The following is a 15,386-nucleotide window of genomic DNA, read 5'->3' as shown; positions in this document are numbered from 1 at the left end:
CGCCGGCTCTCCACCGTAGCGCCCGGACCAGCCTACCCGGCGTCTACGGCAACGACCCCGCGCAAAACCGTGTCGATCGCCTGTTTTGCTGTGGCCCGCAACTCCGGACTGGGCGCCGCGTTGCGCAGCTGATCCAGCAGGTCGAGTACCTGTCGGCACCAGCGCACGAAATCACCCGCCGACAGCGGCGTGCCCCCGCCGGCGGCGTCCGATGCGGCCAGTGCCGAAGCCAGGTCGCCGCTGCGGGCCCATCGGTAGACCGCGGCGACGAACCCATCGTCGGGTTCCCGGGTCGGGTTGATGCCATGCCGGCGCTCGTCGGCCCGCAATGCCGCCGAGAGTTTGCGGGTCTGTTGCAGTGCCCGGCGCACCGCCTCAGTGGGCGCCTGCAGGGTCGGCGGTCCGCCGGGGCCGTCAGCACCGCGCGTCTCGTAGAGCACCGCGGAGACCACCGCAGCCAGTTCCGGAGGCTTGAGGTTCTGCCACGCCCCAGTACGCAGGCACTCGGCAACCAAAAGGTCGCTCTCGCTGTAGATCCGGGCCAACATCCGGCCGTCGTCGGTGACCTTGGGATCGCCCTCGCCCGCGGCGTCTGCGATGAAGCCGCGTTCAGACAGCAGCCCGACGATCCGGTCGAAGGTACGCGCCAGCGAATTGGTGGCGGCCTCGACCTTTCTGCGCAACAGTGCGTTGTCGTTCTCCACCCGCAGGTAGCGCTCGGCGACCCGCACCTGGGCTTCGCGATCCGGCGCATCGTGAACGGGGTGGTCGCGCATGTGCTGGCGCAGTGCCGCCAGCTCCGGATCCACCGGTCCGTCTTCTGCGTCGCCGCGGCGCTTGCGTGAGCTGGGTACATCGAGGCCCGCGGCGGCCGATCGCAGTGCCGAGGCCAGGTCGCGGCGCACCCGCGGCTGGCGGTGCTCCACCCGCTTGGGCAAGCTCATGGTGCCGATCGGCGGAACAGCGCCCGAGTAGTCGGCCGAGGAGATGCGGCCGGCCCAGCGATGCTCGGTGAGCACCAGCGGCCGCGGTTCATCGGAGTCCCGGTCGGCCTGCAGCACCACCGCCAATCCTCCACGGCGGCCGTGGCTGAGGTTGATGATGTCGCCTCGGCGCAGCGCAGCCAACGCATCACTGGCCGCCCGCCGCCGCTGCAGGCGCGAGGCTCGGGCCTGGGCGCGTTCGCGTTCGGAGATCTTCGCCCGCAGCCTGGCGTAGTCGAGCACCGCCGAGTCGCGTCCGCCGAAGTCGGCAGCGATCTCATCGAGGGTGCGCTCACCGCGCTCGGCGCTGCGCACCAGGCCGACGACGGACCGGTCGGCCTGGAACTGGGCGAATGACTGCTCCAGCAGCTGGTGGGCCTGCTCGGGCCCCATGTGCTGAACCAGGTTGATCGTCATGTTGTACGAGGGCGCGAAGGAACTGCGCAACGGGAACGTACGGGTGGATGCCAGCCCGGCTACCTGGTCGGGGTCGGCGGTGCTCTCTCCGGGGTGCCACAGCACCACTGCGTGGCCCTCGACGTCGATGCCGCGCCGGCCGGCCCGGCCGGTCAGCTGGGTGTACTCCCCCGGTGTCAGCGCGGCGTGCTGCTCACCGTTGAACTTCACCAGCCGTTCGAGCACCACCGTGCGGGCCGGCATGTTGATGCCCAGCGCCAGGGTTTCAGTGGCGAACACGGCCTTGACCAAACCCGCGGCGAACAGCTCTTCGACGGTGTGGCGAAACACCGGCAGCATGCCGGCGTGATGGCCGGCCAGGCCACGCAGCAGCCCCTCGCGCCATTCGTAGTAACCCAGCACGTCCAGATCGTCGTCGGCCAGGTCGCCGCAGCGATGGTCGATCACCTCGGCGATGCGGGCCCGTTCGGATTCGGTGGTCAGCCGCAGCGGGGAGCGCAGACACTGCTTGACCGCGGCGTCGCAGCCGGCCCGGGAGAACACGAAGGTGATCACCGGCAGCAGACCCGCGGAGTTCAGGACCGCGATCACGTCCGGACGCATCGGCGGTCGGTACGTCGGCCGGTCTGTCCGGCCGGAGCCACCGTGCCGTGGTCGCCGGGTGCTGCCCCAGTCAGTAAGCCGGTCTGCTTCTCGGCGATGGGCGATGTGGCGCAGCAACTCGGGGGCGACGCGCGGCCGGCCCCCGGCGGCGCGGGCGTCGGAATCTGGTCGGGATTCGAACAGATCGAAGAGCCGTTTGCCGACCATCATGTGCTGCCACAACGGCACCGGGCGATGTTCGTCGACCACGACGGAGGTGTCGCCGCGCACCGTCTGAATCCAGCCGCCGAATTCCTCGGCGTTGCTGACCGTCGCCGACAGGCTGACCAGCCGCACCTCCTCGGGCAGGTGCAGGATGACCTCCTCCCACACCGCGCCGCGCATCCGGTCCGCCAGGAAGTGCACCTCGTCCATGACGACGTGGGAAAGGCCGTGCAATGCAGGAGAATTTGCGTACAACATGTTGCGCAGCACCTCGGTGGTCATCACCACCACCGGCGCATTCGAATTGATGGACAGGTCGCCGGTCAACAGTCCCACCCGGTCCTTGCCGTAGCGGGCCACCAGATCGGTGTGCTTCTGGTTGCTCAGCGCCTTGATCGGCGTGGTGTAGAAGCATTTTCCGCCGCCGGCCAGCGCCAGGTGGACCGCGAACTCGCCGACGACGGTCTTGCCGGCGCCGGTGGGAGCACACACCAGCACTCCCCGGCCGTCCTGCAGGGCCTCGCAGGCCCGACGCTGAAAGCCGTCCAGCCCGAAGGGCAGTTCCGCGGTGAACCGGCTTAGCTCAGTCATGCCGGCGAGCCGTCGGGGTTGCGTGCCGAGGTCCGGTGAGCGTGCACAGTTGTACAGCCACACCGGTGTGTCGCCGTACAAACACGCTCCCTCGCGGGAAAACGGGGGGCGCCCCAACCACGCGGGAAGACGGGACTAATCATGCGGCGCGGTAACCGGTGTGGGCGCTTCGATGGGCGAGGCTTCGTCGTCGCCGAGCGCGGTGGCCGCCTCCCGCTTGGCCTTGCGCCTGTCATGCAGCCGGGCGATCTGGATGGCGAACTCCTGCAACAGCGTCAGCGTGCTACCCAGCACGATCATCGAGAACGGGTCCGAGCCCGGGGTGAAGAACGCGGCGAACACGAACATCGCGAAGATCAGCCCACGCCGCCATTCCTTGAGCCGGGCGTAACTGATCACGCCAACCATGTTGAGCATCACGATCAGCAGCGGGAACTCGAAGCTGATCCCGAACACCACCAGCAGGTTCAACAGGAACCCGAAATAGCGATCGCCGGACAAGGCGGTCACCTGGACGTCGCTGCCGACTGTCAGCAGAAATCCGAGCGCCTTGGCCAACACCAAATAGGCCAGGATGGCGCCGGTGACGAACAGCACGGCCGCCGAGACGACGAACACCACCGCGAATCGCCGTTCCTTGCGGTAGAGCCCGGGAGTGATGAACGCCCACAGTTGGTAGAACCAGACCGGGCAGGCCAGCACGATTCCGGCGGCCAACCCCACCTTGAGCCGCAGCATGAACTGGTCGAACGGCGCAGTGGCCAGCAGCCGGCACTGCCCGTCGGGCGCGATCGACGCACGCGCCGAGGCCGGCAGCTCGCAGTAGGGGTGCCGCAGCCACTCGCCAAGGCTTTCCAGCCCAAAGAGCGGCTGGGTGTACCAGACGAAGCCGACGATCGTGGTCAGCACGATCGCCGCCATCGAGATCAGCAGCCGGGTACGTAACTCCCGCAGGTGATCGACAAGAGACATCGTCCCGTCGGGATTGGTGCGGCTGCGCCGCTGACGGGGATCCAGCCGCCGCAGAACTCCGAACGTGCGCACAGTCGAATGGGGCGCGGTCGCCGCGACGGCGGGACCGGGTTACGCCGACTGGCCGCCGGCCGCCGGCGGATCGACCCGCTCGGACTGGACGGTGGTCGAGGTGGCAGTCGAATCCGGCTTGCTCTCGCTCTGCAGCTCGCGGACCTCGGACTTGAAGATGCGCAGCGACTTACCGAGCGAGCGTGCTGCATCGGGCAGTCGCTTGGCGCCGAAGAGAATGATCACGGCGACGGCGAGGATCGCCAGGTGCGACGGTCCTAAAGCGTTCACTTTGGTTACCTCCAGACGTCGCCACGATGCTACCGCAGCTCCTTAGCCCGGCGGTTCAGCGAGGCTCGACGAAGGAGAGGCGAAGCTGGAACCGCCGCATCAACCCGGCGGTTCATCCCGTGGCCGGGTGGCCCCCGTCCAGCTGTGCCCATCGAAATAGCGCAGCCGCTCCGGGTCAGCCGGGTCGGGATACCAGTTCGGCGCGATCGGTGATTGACCAGCGGACTTCGCCTTGGCCTTGAGCAGGAAAACGATACCCACCACCACTCCTGCCATCAGGGCCAGGAAGGCGATGTCGGCGACCAGGGCTCCGACGCTGTACAGCGTCAAGGGCGTACCTGCTCATACATCGCCAGCGCGGCTATCGAGGCCTGGCGTACCCCGGCCACCACCGATTCGGGCGCCATGACCTGCACCTCGTCGCCCATGCCCAGCAGCAGTCGGATCAGCCACTCCTCCGAGGCGTACGTCAACTGGGCTTCACGCCAGCCGTCGGCCAGCTCGCCGAGGGCCTGCATCGGGTAGTACTCGAACATCCACGCCGCCGAGGGCGCCACCCGCACGATGGCGACCGGCAGCGACGGGTCGGCGTCGAACAGCGAGGTGTCGGTTTCGGCCTGGCGTGCCGGCTCCGGCGGCGCCGACGGCTCGTCGAGCAGCTGGGCGCCGTCGATGCGGTCGAACCGGAACAGTCGCACCCCCTCGGACTCGCGGCTCCACGCCTCCAGGTAGCTGTGCGCGCCGATCAACACCACCCGGATCGGATCGACGATCCGCTGCGACACGCTGTCCCGCGAAGCGGCGTAGTAGTCGATGGCCAGCGCGCGGTGTCGCTGGACGCCGTCGCGGACCACGTCGGCGGCCGACTCGTCGTGCGTGGCGGAGGCGGGCGCCGCCGGTGCCGCGGCTCCGGCGGCCTCCTCGACCTTGGCGATCGCGCTGCGGGCGGCCCGCGGGTCGACGATGCCGGGCATATCGACCAGGGTGCGCAACGCCATCAGCATGGCCGTGGCCTCCCGCGACGTCAGGCGCAGCGGCCGATCCACTCCGGCGGACTCGAACACGTCCAGGCGGTCTTCGTAGAACGTCACGTCGATCAGCTCGCCGGGCCCGTAGCCCGGCAGGCCGCACATCACCAGCTGTTCCAGATCGTTCTGCAACTGGCTCAGGCTCACGCCGAGCTCGGCGGCGGCCTGTTCCTTGCTGATCCCGGGCCGGGCCTTCAGATACGGCACCATGTTCAGCAGCCGGACCAGGCGTTTCGACAGCTGCGTCACACCGGCACCTCCCCCACACGAGCACTCAGCCGCGCCACCACGTCGTCGCGCAGCGACGGCGGGTCTACGACGACGGCATCGGCCCCGTAGCCGGCGATCTCGCGGGCCAGCCGGTCATGAGTTCCCATGTCGACGCCGATGATGTCGCCGTCACGGCCGGCCAGGGTCTCTCGGCTCAGTACCGTGCCGGCCCGGCGCAGCGCCACCGCGCGGCCGTCGGCGACCCAGATGCGGGCCTGCACTCCGCTGGGCGCATCGCCGACGGCGTCGGCGACGATCGCGCGCAGATCGGCGGTGTCGGGGCGGGTGACGGCGTCGGTCGGGCCGATCGGACGAACCTGCGGCGCGATCCTCGATATCCGGAAGGTGCGTACCGCGTTGCGGTCGCGATCGTGGCCCACCACATACCAGCGTCCGGCGTGCGTGACCACTCCCCATGGCTCGATGGTGCGGGTGACATACGGCTCGACCGGCGAGGGGCGGTGCTCGAATTGCACGGCCTGCCCCGCCTGCACGGCATCCATCAAGGCACCCAGCGCCGGTTCGGCGCGGTGCATGCCCGGCAGCGCCGTCGGCGGCGCCACCAGGACATCGGCCTGATTCGGGTCTACCTCGACACCGGCGGCATGCAGTTTGGCGACCGCGCCCTCGGCGTTGGCGCGCAATTCCGGGGACTGCCACAGCTGGACCGCCACCGCGACCGCGGCGGCCTCTTCGCGGGTCAGGTCGATGGCCGGCAGGGCGTAGGTGTCGGGATTGATCCGGTAGCCCTCCACCGTGTCGAACCCCGATACTTTGCCGGTCTCCAGCGGAATGCCCAGGTCACGGAGCTCGTTCTTGTCGCGCTCGAACATCCGCGAGAACGCGTCGTCACTGGGGCTGTCGCCGTAGCCGACAACGGTGGTCCGGATCTTCTCGGAGGTGAGGTAGCTGCGGGTGGCCAGCAACGCGATGACGAGATTGAGTAGTCGCTCGACTTTCGCGGTCGCCATGACAAGACAGGATAAGGCTCGCAGGTTGCGGGTTTGTTCAGATGTGGGTCGCCGGCGCGCATGTCATCCCCGGGAAGTCCCAGGTGCTGCACTGGTAGTCCGAGAATTCCGGGTCTTCGGCGCGTGGCTGGCCCGAAAGATCGGTGCGCGCCGACATCTTCGCGCCGTAGACGCCCGGGTACAGCGGCATCAGCCGGTCGTCGTTGGGAAACGCGACTGAGAAGCTGTCCTCGGTGTGCACCGCACGAGTCTCGGTGTAGGTGAGGGTGTGCGACGGGCCGGCCAGCTCCAGCGGCGCGCCAGAGGCGGTCAGGTGCATCTGCAGGGTCAATGGCGTGCCGGGAAGATCGGTCCGGCAATCGCTGACGTCGACGCGGCTGCCCATGTAGTCGGCCCCGTTGACCGAGTAGACGAACGGCTTGGCCACGCTGAACTGGCAGATGACGACGGTGTCTGCGTGCGCGGCCGGTGCCCCGGCCAGCGCGATGCCTAGTCCGATAAGCGCGGCCAAGCCACTGAGCCGAGTCATCGCCGGTGCGCTACATGCTGGCGATCAGGCGCTTGACCCGCTCGTCGACCGACCGGAAGGGGTCCTTGCACAGCACGGTGCGCTGGGCCTGGTCGTTGAGCTTGAGGTGCACCCAGTCGACGGTGAAGTCACGGCCGGCTGCCTGTGCGGCACTGATGAATTCGCCGCGCAGTTTGGCGCGGGTGGTCTGCGGCGGGGTGTCGACGGCTTCGTCGACGTCCTCGTCGGTGGTGATGCGGGTGGCCAAGCCTTTACGTTGCAGCAGATCGAACACCCCGCGCCCGCGCTTGATGTCGTGATAGGCCAGGTCCAACTGGGCAATCTTGGGATCGGACAGCTCCATGTTGTAGCGATCCTGGTAGCGCTGGAACAGCTTTCGCTTGATCACCCAGTCGATCTCGGTGTCCACCTTGGCGAAGTCCTGGGTTTCGACGGCGTCGAGTTGGCGGCCCCACAAATCGATGACCTGCTCGAGTTGCGGATTGCTGGCCCGGGTCTGCACGTACTCCACGGCCCGCCCGTAGTACTCGCGCTGGATGTCCAGGGCACCGGCCTGCCGGCCGCCGGCCAGGCGCACCGGCCGCCGACCGGTGACGTCGTGGCTGACCTCGCGGATCGCCCGGATCGGATTGTCCAGCGAGAAGTCCCGGAAGGACACCCCGGCCTCGATCATCTCCAGCACCAGCGCCGCGCTGCCCACCTTGAGCAGGGTCGAGGTCTCGGACATGTTGGAGTCGCCGACGATGACGTGCAGGCGCCGGTACTTCTCGGCGTCGGCGTGCGGTTCGTCGCGGGTGTTGATGATCGGCCGGGACCGGGTGGTGGCGCTCGAGACGCCTTCCCAGATGTGCTCGGCGCGCTGGGACAGGCAGAACGTGGCGGCCTTGGGGGTCTGCAGCACCTTGCCGGCGCCGCAGATCAGCTGGCGGGTGACCAGGAACGGCAGCAGCACGTCGGAGATCCGGGAGAATTCCCCGGCGCGCACGATCAGGTAGTTCTCGTGGCAGCCGTAGGAGTTGCCGGCCGAATCGGTGTTGTTCTTGAACAAGTAGATGTCGCCGCCGATGCCCTCATCGGCCAGCCGCTGCTCGGCGTCGATCAGCAGGTCTTCGAGTACGCGTTCACCGGCCCGGTCGTGGGTGACCAGCTGAATCAGGTTGTCGCACTCGGCGGTGGCGTACTCGGGATGGCTGCCGACATCGAGATACAACCGAGCGCCGTTGCGCAGGAACACATTCGAGCTACGCCCCCACGACACCACCCGGCGAAACAGATAGCGCGCCACCTCGTCGGGCGACAGCCTCCGATGGCCGTGGAAGGTGCAGGTGACACCGAACTCAGTCTCAATGCCCATGATTCTGCGCTGCACGTCATCGAGCGTACTGGTTGAACCAGCGCAACGGGGCTCAGCTGCGCTGGTGGCGCGGCGGTCAGGCCGGTGGGTTGACCGGGGCCTCGACGTTTTCCAGCACCACTTCGGCCACCTGCCGCATGGTGGTCCGCTTATCCATCGCCGCGCGCTGAATCCACTTGAAGGCCTCGGGCTCGGTGAAGCCGTGCGCGGTCTGCAGCACGCCCTTGGCCCGCTCGACGAGCTTGCGGGTTTCCAGCTGGTCGGACAGGTTGCTGACCTCGCGCTCCAGGGCGGTGATCTCGTCGGCCCGGCTGAGCGCCAGCTCGATCGCTGGGACCAGGTCACCGGCGGTGAACGGCTTGACCAGGTAGGCCATCGCCCCGGCGTCGCGGGCGCGTTCCACCAGATCGCGCTGGCTGAACGCGGTCAGGATGACGATCGGTGCGATCCGCTTGGCGGCAATCTCCGAGGCCGCGTCGATGCCGTCGCGGCGCGGCATCTTCACATCCAGGATCACCAGGTCCGGTCGCAGCAGCTCGGCCAGCTCGACGGCTTCTTGTCCGTCGCCGGCCTCGCCCACCACTTCATAGCCCTCTTCGCGCAGCATCTCGGCGAGATCCAGGCGGATCAGCGCCTCATCCTCGGCGATCAGCACCCGTCGGGCTGGGCGTGGGCTGCTGTCGGACGTGGGCTCGGTCATCCCCCTATTCTGTCGTGGCTGCCGGCTGGGGCAACCCCGAGGGGCATCGTCTAAGGTAGGAAGCCGCGCGTCAGCGCTGGGCCCTCGTATCCCAACTGGCAGAGGAAACGGATTCAAAACCCGTGCAGTGTGAGTTCGAATCTCACCGAGGGCACCACCAGTAGCAGGTCAGATTGATTTTGAGCTCAACTCGGCCAACCCACTCGGCGCCAAAAGTCCGCAGGAGCCTTTGCTGTGGAGGCTGGGCTCACGTAAACGCAGGGTTCGTGCAGGAATCAAGGACCGTTGGCGCCTGCCTACAAATCTGGGCAAGCGAGCTAGCCGGGCTACAGACATGAATATCGGCACGTCAGGATTGGCTCCGTTCCGCAAGGCTCACAAGCGCGGAGCGCAATTCTAGGTCGGGACGACCTTCCGCTTGAGCCTCTCGCCGCATGGCTCGCAGACAAAGGAGTGCTGCGCAACGGGAATGTCCTGCGAGTATTGGCATTTGAAACACTTCAGCAGCACTACGTTGTCATCTTCCGAGGTCATCGCGGTCGCTGATGCGCGGCTCCGGCGTCATTGGTGAGGTGGTGCGGTCGACTCGTTTCTCGTCGCGCCGGAACAGGTATATGCCGATCACTTCGCCGGTCACAACCACGTGTTGACCAGACGCAAGGAATTTGTCGCGGCTGTTCTGTCCGGTCTGGATGTAGACCCAGTCGGCGTGCAGAAGGTGCCAGCCAGTCTCTTCGATCTGACCCAGCAGGTCAGTTCGGCTCAGTTTCCGGCGAATCGTTCCCTGGGTGGCGGAGTTGAACGCCGCATTGGTGAAGCCGGTGACCGATGAGTGGGGTATCTCGATCTGGAAGAACTCATCGCCTCGCGCAAACGCTTGTGCGGCCTTGCCTTGTGGGGACGCCCAATACGCGGCCTCGGCCTTTTTTGCGGCGTCTGCTGCGCGCTGCTCGTCGGTCTTCATGCTAAACAGCGCCATGATCCAATTCCCCTCAGTTGAGACAAGGTGACTTCTCCTCCGAGCGACAACCCAATCGGCGCCGAGGCGTAACGGCGGTATGACGCGGTTGGGCCGCATTGGTCAGTCCTTGTATACCTTCATGATTACCGGCGCATTAGCGTCGACAACGCTCCCGGGTGGAGGCTCGATGCTTACAACTGTCCAGTTTGCCGCGTTGAACACGTTCTGGTATTTGGGATTCGCTGACGAGAGCGACACGTCGGTAAGGCCGAGTTGTTCGAGAGTCCTACGCGCAATCCGGGCATTCTGGCCTTGCACCTCAGGAATCGTGACCTCTATTGCGACGGGCGCGGGCCTGCTGGTAGCTGGCGTGGTTTCCGCCCAATCGGACGTGACGGGAGCCTGAGTAATGGTCACGCTTTGTGTGATCGTCGCGGTCGGGGTCGAGCTTTCTGCTTGGCTGCCGCAGCCCGCGAGGAGGGCCGCGGCGACAACAACCGCCGCAGCGCCACCGCCTTTTGTTTTCACGGACCTGGAGGCCGCTGCTGATGCTCTAGACACCAGCGGGTGACAGCGTGGCGTAGTGGACGTTGACCATTCTCGCGTGGTCGGGAATCGGGATCATCGTCCGACCGTCGACTGAGTAATTCTCGATCATTCCGCCGCCGATATCGCAGGTGTAGTCGGCACAAACCTCGACGTAGCCTCCCGTCGAGTCCGTTGGGTTTGCCCAGTAGTAGCCGGGCGTGATGTCGTCCGGAACCAGAAGTGCACCGGTTGATGGCACGGCGTTGCACGGCGCGGCGAGCAGTATCCCGATTCCTGCGCTGCTTGCGCCAATGAAACTCATGGCCGTTCGAGAGAACACTCCACCTCCAATAGAGTCGATTCGGTCATAAACATAGACATTCGTGCGGATGCACACTACCCGCTAGGGAGCACTGTTGACATCCGTAGGCAGATATTCGGGAGGAAAGCGACGCCCGCCGGACGATGTGGCCGCGCGTCGGTGCTTGCCGCTCGGGACCAGCTCGGGGCTTCCCGGCCTCCCTACGGTTGCATCGGTCAGGCGCCGTTCGTCATTGTCGCCCCCTACCGGCACTGCCGAACTTAGACTCGGGCCGCGACTGGGCAGCCGAGGAGGGCCGTTGAGGAAATCGGTGCTGAGCGTTCTGGTGCTGCTGTTGGGCGTGTCGGTCGGCTTTCTGGTGTGGACGTCGAACCATGCGCACCAGACCAAGCACGTGCCGGCCAAGGCTCGCGGGCAATTCGAAGACGCATCATCTGGCCATGACGGCGGCATCGGCGGCAACCTCCTGCAACGCGACCCCCTACAGGAGCTTGCTCGCGAGCCCAGTTATGACGACTGCGAATCGTGCCACCTGCCGTTTGTGCCGTTTTTCGGGACGCGGGCCGGGTTCAACTGCGAAATCAATTACCGGCGAGCAGAACTGCCCGATGCGGCTTACTGCATGTCGGTCAATCCGCCGCAGCACGTATCGATGGATACCGACGGGGAGTTATCGGTTTGCCGTGACAGCGTCAATTGCTTGTCCAATCCCCCGTTCGATCAGCCGATTCTCCCGTTTGGCCAGAGCGCGGGTGCCGGACCGTTCACCTGCCAATCGGAAGCCGCCGGGGTGACCTGCACCGTCAATTCATCAGGGCGCGGCTTCGTGATCTCAAGTTCGGGGATCGAAGCAGTCGGCTGAGGCCCGTCAGCGCGGCGAATACATGATCACGCCCACCCCGATCAGACAGATCAGCGCACCCAGGACGTCGGCACGGTCGGGCCGGAAACCGTCGAACGCCATGCCCCACGCCAGCGAACCGGCGACGAACACCCCGCCGTAGGCGGCCAGGATCCGGCCGAATTGGGCGTCGGGTTGCAGGGTGGCCACGAAGCCGTACAAGCCCAGGGCGATCACCCCGGCGCCGGCCCACAGCAGGCCGCGGTGCTCCCGCACTCCCTGCCACACCAGCCAGGCCCCGCCGATCTCTGCGATGGCAGCCAACACGAACAGCGCGATGGAACGCATGACCATGAGCGCTGACCCTAGACGCAGCCCTCGACCTGGTGAAACCACCAACGGCCCTGCTCCCCGGATTAGGCTGTCGCTTGTGTCCGTCAAGCGGTTCCTCGCGGTGCCGGCCGAGGCTCAAAGCCCCTACCGGCGCACACACTGCATACCGGCCCGTACCCGGCATTACGCGGCGCGGCTATCGCAACGGCTGCGGATCCTCAAGCTGTCTGCCGGACTGGCGGCGCTGATCAGCGCGGGCTGGGGACTGCTGGAGATCTGGGTTGACCCGGCCTACTGGTGGATCGGCGCGATCAATCTCGTCGCCGCCGCCGCGCTGGCCCTGACCCCGCTGCTCTACCGCTACGGCGAACTCATCGCGCCCCTGGCCTTCGTCGCCATCGCCTACTCGACGACCGCCATCGTCTGCTGGGTGGTGGGCACCGGGTCGGGCATCCAGTTCTATTTTCTGGCCTCGGCATCGATCAGCGTGCTGATTCTGGGCGTGGACCGGATCAAGCTGGCCGCCGTCGTGGCCGGCATCGGTGCGGCGCTGACCATCGCACTGCAGTTCCTGGTCCCGGCCGACAACCTGCACCAACCCGAGTGGCTGCACAACTTTTCCTACGTGCTGGTGGTGGTCTCGGCGTGCTTCATGGTGGTCGCCACGGTCTGGTTCGCGCTGCGCGAGATCTCCCAGGCCGAAGCGGCGATGGAGGCCGAATACGAACGCTCCGAAGCCCTGCTGGCCAACATCTTGCCCACCGCGGTGGCCGACCGACTCAAGAACCCGGCTGTGGACGTGATCGCCGATAGCTACACCGACGCCTCGGTGCTGTTCGCTGACATCGCCGACTTCACCCGCCGGGCCAGTCAGACCGACCCCGGCCAGCTGGTTGGGTTCCTCAACGACCTCTACAGCGACCTGGATCGGCTCGTCGATCAACACGGTCTGGAGAAGATCAAGACCAGCGGCGACTCCTACATGGTGGTCAGCGGCGTTCCCGACCCGAGACCCGATCATCTGCATGCGCTGGCGCGCCTGGCGCTCGACATCGCGGCGACCGTCGCCGACCTGCGCGACCCGCTGGGCCGGCCGGTGTCGCTGCGGATCGGCCTGGCCACCGGGCCGGTGGTGGCCGGAGTCGTGGGCAACCGCCGGTTCTTCTACGACGTGTGGGGCGACGCGGTGAACCTCGCCTCCCGGATGGAGTCGACGGGCGCGCAGGACCGCATCCAGGTGCCGCAGACGGTGCACGAGCGACTCAACGATGACTTCGTGTTCGAGGAGCGCGGCGACGTCGACGTCAAAGGCAAGGGCGTCATGCGCACCTGGTTTCTGGTCAACGCCCGTCCCCCGGCGTCGCACGGCCCGGCGCCGCGATCGCTGTCGGCGACCCCAGCGGGCTGACCCGCACAGACCGGGGTGGTTCGGCCGGCTTCGGTAGGGTGCCGAATCAGGTCGTCCCACAACGCTGAGGAGCGCAATGCGAAGGCTTTTGGCCGTGCTCGGTTCGCTGGCCGGTCTGGCCACCACCGTCAACGGGTATCGCCCGCTGACCAAGCGCGGTTATCCGTCGCTGTACGCGTTCGCGTTCGGCCTGTTCGCCTCGGAGCTGCCGTTGCAGCTGATCGCCGGTCAGTCCGCGGCGTTGGCGGCGGTGAGCCGGCGGCTCTCACCGCGGGCTCGGCGGACCAGCTGGCTGCTGTCGGCGCTCTCCTGGCTGGGCCTGTTGGGGCTGAACTATGCCGGGCGTACCGCCAATAGACCGCTGACCGAGGCACTGGACGCCGAACTCGGTGCGGGACGACGCACCGAAAGCCGGGACCTGTGGAAGCGGCCGGGCCCCGACGCGGAAATCGCCAAGGCACCCGGCGTGGTGCGGATGATGCGGGTCTACCAGGACTACGCCACCGACTCCGACATCCCCTACGGCGAATACGGCGGCCGCAACACCCTCGATGTGTGGCGGCACCGCGACCTCCCCCGCGACGGCCGCGCTCCGGTTCTGCTGCAGATACCCGGCGGCGCCTGGATGGTGGGAAGCAAACGCGGCCAAGCGCATCCGCTGATGGCCCACCTGGTGGAACGCGGTTGGGTGTGTGTATCGATCAACTACCGGCTCAGTCCACGTTCCACCTGGCCAGACCACATCATCGACGTCAAGCGGGCTTTGGCGTGGACCAAAGCGCACATCGCCGACTACGGCGGCGACCCGGACTGGGTCGCGGTGACCGGTGGCTCAGCGGGTGGTCACCTGTGCGCGTTGACCGCGCTGACCGCGAACGATCCTCGTTTTCAGCCGGGTTTCGCCGACGCCGACACCAGCGTGCGCGCAGCGGTGCCGTTCTACGGGATCTACGACTTCACCGGTGAGACCGGGCTGCACCCGCTGCTGACCCCGGCATTGGGGGCCTATGTGTTCAAGCAGAGCCGGCGGCGTTTCCCGGACACCTACCGTGACGCCTCCCCGATGACCTATCTATCCGCTGACGCCCCACCGTTTTTCGTGCTGCACGGACGCAATGATTCGTTGGTGCCGGTGGAACAGGGCCGCGCGTTCGCCGACCGGCTGCGAGAGGCCAGCACGAGCCCGGTGGTCTATGCCGAGTTGCCGGTGGCGCAGCACGCTTTCGACATCTTCGGCTCGCCCCGCGCTGCGCACACGGCGGTAGCCGTAGAACAGTTCCTTGCAGAGATCTACGCCCGGCAGACTATGCAGGTCATCACCGGTAGCTGAACGGCATCCAATACCCGGCCGGAACGCGGTATCTGTGCCAGACTGCGGCCATGGAAACATCGGTTTCAAGCCTGCTGCCGAATCTGTGGAAGTCGACACTGGTCTCTGGTGTCTTGGCCCTCGTCTTGGGCGTGCTGGTCTTGGTCTGGCCGGGCCGGTCCATCATTGCCGCTGCTGTGCTGTTCGGCGTGTACCTGGTCGTCACCGGAATCGCGCAGTTGATCTTCGCTTTCAGCCTGCCCGTCATGTCCGCCGGCGGACGGGTGTTGCTGTTCCTCAGCGGCACCGCGTCGGTGATTCTGGCGGTCCTGTGTTTCCGGCACTTCAACTCCGACGAGGAAGCCCTGGCGGTGTTGCTGCTGGCCATCTGGGTCGCGGTCGGCTTCATCTTCCGCGGAGTGGCGACCGCCGTGGCGGCCATCAGCGATCCGGCGCTGCCGGGCCGGGGTTGGCAGATCTTCATGGGCGTCGTCAGTCTGCTGGCCGGTCTGGTGACGCTGGCGTCGCCGTTCGCCTCGCTGTGGGTGCTGGCCCTGGTCGTCGGCAGCTGGCTGATCGTCATCGGCATCGTCGAGATCGTCACCGCGCTCAAGATTCGGAGCGCATCCCACGACGTCGCTGCGGCGCTGTCGGCCGGGTAGCGGCGCCAGACGGTCCGCGGCCTGTTCGCCCAGTCGCGGGTACCCTTGGGTTCTGACC

At 66.7% G+C, this 15,386-nt stretch carries 17 protein-coding genes and 1 tRNA gene; 5 read left to right on the top strand and 13 right to left on the bottom strand.

Annotated features, from left to right (window positions below):
* Positions 1 to 32: 32 nt before the first annotated feature.
* The 9 genes from ACJH71_RS05515 to ACJH71_RS05475 all read right to left on the bottom strand — a co-directional run bounded on the left by ACJH71_RS05515 (position 33) and on the right by ACJH71_RS05475 (position 8,964).
* Positions 33 to 2,798, bottom strand: coding sequence for a DEAD/DEAH box helicase (locus ACJH71_RS05515; protein ID WP_406757019.1), 2,766 nt, complete (start codon positions 2,796 to 2,798; stop codon positions 33 to 35).
* 135 nt (positions 2,799 to 2,933) lie between these two features.
* Positions 2,934 to 3,842: a twin-arginine translocase subunit TatC gene (gene tatC / locus ACJH71_RS05510; RefSeq protein ID WP_406757018.1), complete on the bottom strand. Its 909-nt coding sequence runs from the start codon at positions 3,840 to 3,842 to the stop codon at positions 2,934 to 2,936.
* 39 nt (positions 3,843 to 3,881) lie between these two features.
* Positions 3,882 to 4,112 (bottom strand): Sec-independent protein translocase subunit TatA, encoded by a 231-nt coding sequence (gene tatA, locus ACJH71_RS05505; RefSeq protein WP_406757017.1) that lies wholly within the window; start codon positions 4,110 to 4,112, stop codon positions 3,882 to 3,884.
* A 99-nt stretch (positions 4,113 to 4,211) separates the two neighbouring features.
* Positions 4,212 to 4,442, bottom strand: a complete 231-nt coding sequence (locus tag ACJH71_RS05500; RefSeq protein ID WP_406757016.1) for a DUF2510 domain-containing protein — start codon at positions 4,440 to 4,442, stop codon at positions 4,212 to 4,214.
* Complete coding sequence (locus ACJH71_RS05495; RefSeq protein WP_406757015.1) at positions 4,439 to 5,389, bottom strand: helix-turn-helix transcriptional regulator; 951 nt, start codon at positions 5,387 to 5,389, stop codon at positions 4,439 to 4,441. Before ACJH71_RS05495 ends, ACJH71_RS05500 begins: the two co-directional genes overlap by 4 nt.
* Positions 5,386 to 6,381 carry a helix-turn-helix transcriptional regulator gene (locus ACJH71_RS05490; RefSeq protein WP_406757014.1) on the bottom strand — a complete coding sequence of 332 codons (996 nt, stop codon included), beginning with the start codon at positions 6,379 to 6,381 and terminating at the stop codon, positions 5,386 to 5,388. The genes ACJH71_RS05495 and ACJH71_RS05490 overlap by 4 nt, the downstream gene beginning before the upstream one ends.
* Positions 6,382 to 6,418: 37 nt before the next feature.
* Complete coding sequence (locus ACJH71_RS05485) at positions 6,419 to 6,910, bottom strand: hypothetical protein (RefSeq protein ID WP_406757013.1); 492 nt, start codon at positions 6,908 to 6,910, stop codon at positions 6,419 to 6,421.
* A gap of 10 nt (positions 6,911 to 6,920) precedes the next feature.
* Positions 6,921 to 8,279: a Pup--protein ligase gene (pafA, locus tag ACJH71_RS05480; protein ID WP_406757012.1), complete on the bottom strand. Its 1,359-nt coding sequence runs from the start codon at positions 8,277 to 8,279 to the stop codon at positions 6,921 to 6,923.
* Between the two features lie 61 nt (positions 8,280 to 8,340).
* Positions 8,341 to 8,964 (bottom strand): ANTAR domain-containing response regulator, encoded by a 624-nt coding sequence (locus tag ACJH71_RS05475; protein WP_406757011.1) that lies wholly within the window; start codon positions 8,962 to 8,964, stop codon positions 8,341 to 8,343.
* A gap of 80 nt (positions 8,965 to 9,044) precedes the next feature.
* Here ACJH71_RS05475 and ACJH71_RS05470 point away from each other — a divergent pair.
* Positions 9,045 to 9,121: transfer RNA gene (locus ACJH71_RS05470), tRNA-Leu, on the top strand.
* A gap of 360 nt (positions 9,122 to 9,481) precedes the next feature.
* Here ACJH71_RS05470 and ACJH71_RS05465 read toward each other — a convergent pair.
* From ACJH71_RS05465 to ACJH71_RS05455, 3 genes are all read right to left on the bottom strand, one after another.
* Entirely contained in the window at positions 9,482 to 9,943 is a 462-nt protein-coding gene (locus ACJH71_RS05465; RefSeq protein WP_406757010.1) for a hypothetical protein, read from the bottom strand.
* Between the two features lie 102 nt (positions 9,944 to 10,045).
* Entirely contained in the window at positions 10,046 to 10,453 is a 408-nt protein-coding gene (locus ACJH71_RS05460) for a PASTA domain-containing protein (RefSeq protein WP_406757009.1), read from the bottom strand.
* 25 nt (positions 10,454 to 10,478) lie between these two features.
* A complete protein-coding gene (locus tag ACJH71_RS05455; RefSeq protein ID WP_406757008.1) occupies positions 10,479 to 10,793 on the bottom strand; it encodes a hypothetical protein in 315 nt (104 codons plus the stop codon).
* 280 nt (positions 10,794 to 11,073) lie between these two features.
* On the opposite strand from ACJH71_RS05455, the gene ACJH71_RS05450 reads away from it, so the two are divergent.
* Complete coding sequence (locus tag ACJH71_RS05450) at positions 11,074 to 11,637, top strand: hypothetical protein (RefSeq protein ID WP_406757007.1); 564 nt, start codon at positions 11,074 to 11,076, stop codon at positions 11,635 to 11,637.
* Between the two features lie 6 nt (positions 11,638 to 11,643).
* On the opposite strand, the gene ACJH71_RS05445 is transcribed toward ACJH71_RS05450, so the two are convergent.
* Positions 11,644 to 11,970, bottom strand: a complete 327-nt coding sequence (locus ACJH71_RS05445; RefSeq protein ID WP_406757006.1) for a YnfA family protein — start codon at positions 11,968 to 11,970, stop codon at positions 11,644 to 11,646.
* Positions 11,971 to 12,046: 76 nt separating this feature from the next.
* Between ACJH71_RS05445 and ACJH71_RS05440 the strand changes: the two genes are divergently transcribed.
* The 3 genes from ACJH71_RS05440 (at position 12,047) to ACJH71_RS05430 (ending at position 15,328) form a co-directional block, all read left to right on the top strand.
* Complete coding sequence (locus tag ACJH71_RS05440) at positions 12,047 to 13,357, top strand: adenylate/guanylate cyclase domain-containing protein (protein WP_406757005.1); 1,311 nt, start codon at positions 12,047 to 12,049, stop codon at positions 13,355 to 13,357.
* A 76-nt stretch (positions 13,358 to 13,433) separates the two neighbouring features.
* Positions 13,434 to 14,687 carry an alpha/beta hydrolase fold domain-containing protein gene (locus tag ACJH71_RS05435; protein WP_406757004.1) on the top strand — a complete coding sequence of 418 codons (1,254 nt, stop codon included), beginning with the start codon at positions 13,434 to 13,436 and terminating at the stop codon, positions 14,685 to 14,687.
* Positions 14,688 to 14,719: 32 nt separating this feature from the next.
* Complete coding sequence (locus ACJH71_RS05430; RefSeq protein WP_406757254.1) at positions 14,720 to 15,328, top strand: HdeD family acid-resistance protein; 609 nt, start codon at positions 14,720 to 14,722, stop codon at positions 15,326 to 15,328.
* Positions 15,329 to 15,386 lie beyond the last annotated feature (58 nt).

The sequence above is a fragment of the Mycobacterium sp. SMC-15 genome, from assembly GCF_045310925.1.
GTDB lineage: Bacteria > Actinomycetota > Actinomycetes > Mycobacteriales > Mycobacteriaceae > Mycobacterium.
The sequence above is the reverse complement of the archived record's forward strand: the minus strand, read 5'-3'. Positions and strand labels throughout refer to the sequence as shown.

Bases quoted from the DNA above. Each gene is read 5' to 3' on its own strand.
- ACJH71_RS05445 (WP_406757006.1), bottom strand. From the start codon at position 11,970: ATGGTCATGCGTTCCATCGCGCTGTTCGTGTTGGCTGCCATCGCAGAG.
- ACJH71_RS05515 (WP_406757019.1), bottom strand. From the start codon at position 2,798: ATGACTGAGCTAAGCCGGTTCACCGCGGAACTGCCCTTCGGGCTGGAC.
- ACJH71_RS05465 (WP_406757010.1), bottom strand. From the start codon at position 9,943: ATGGCGCTGTTTAGCATGAAGACCGACGAGCAGCGCGCAGCAGACGCC.
- ACJH71_RS05435 (WP_406757004.1), top strand. From the start codon at position 13,434: ATGCGAAGGCTTTTGGCCGTGCTCGGTTCGCTGGCCGGTCTGGCCACC.
- ACJH71_RS05490 (WP_406757014.1), bottom strand. From the start codon at position 6,381: ATGGCGACCGCGAAAGTCGAGCGACTACTCAATCTCGTCATCGCGTTG.
- ACJH71_RS05475 (WP_406757011.1), bottom strand. From the start codon at position 8,964: ATGACCGAGCCCACGTCCGACAGCAGCCCACGCCCAGCCCGACGGGTG.
- ACJH71_RS05485 (WP_406757013.1), bottom strand. From the start codon at position 6,910: ATGACTCGGCTCAGTGGCTTGGCCGCGCTTATCGGACTAGGCATCGCG.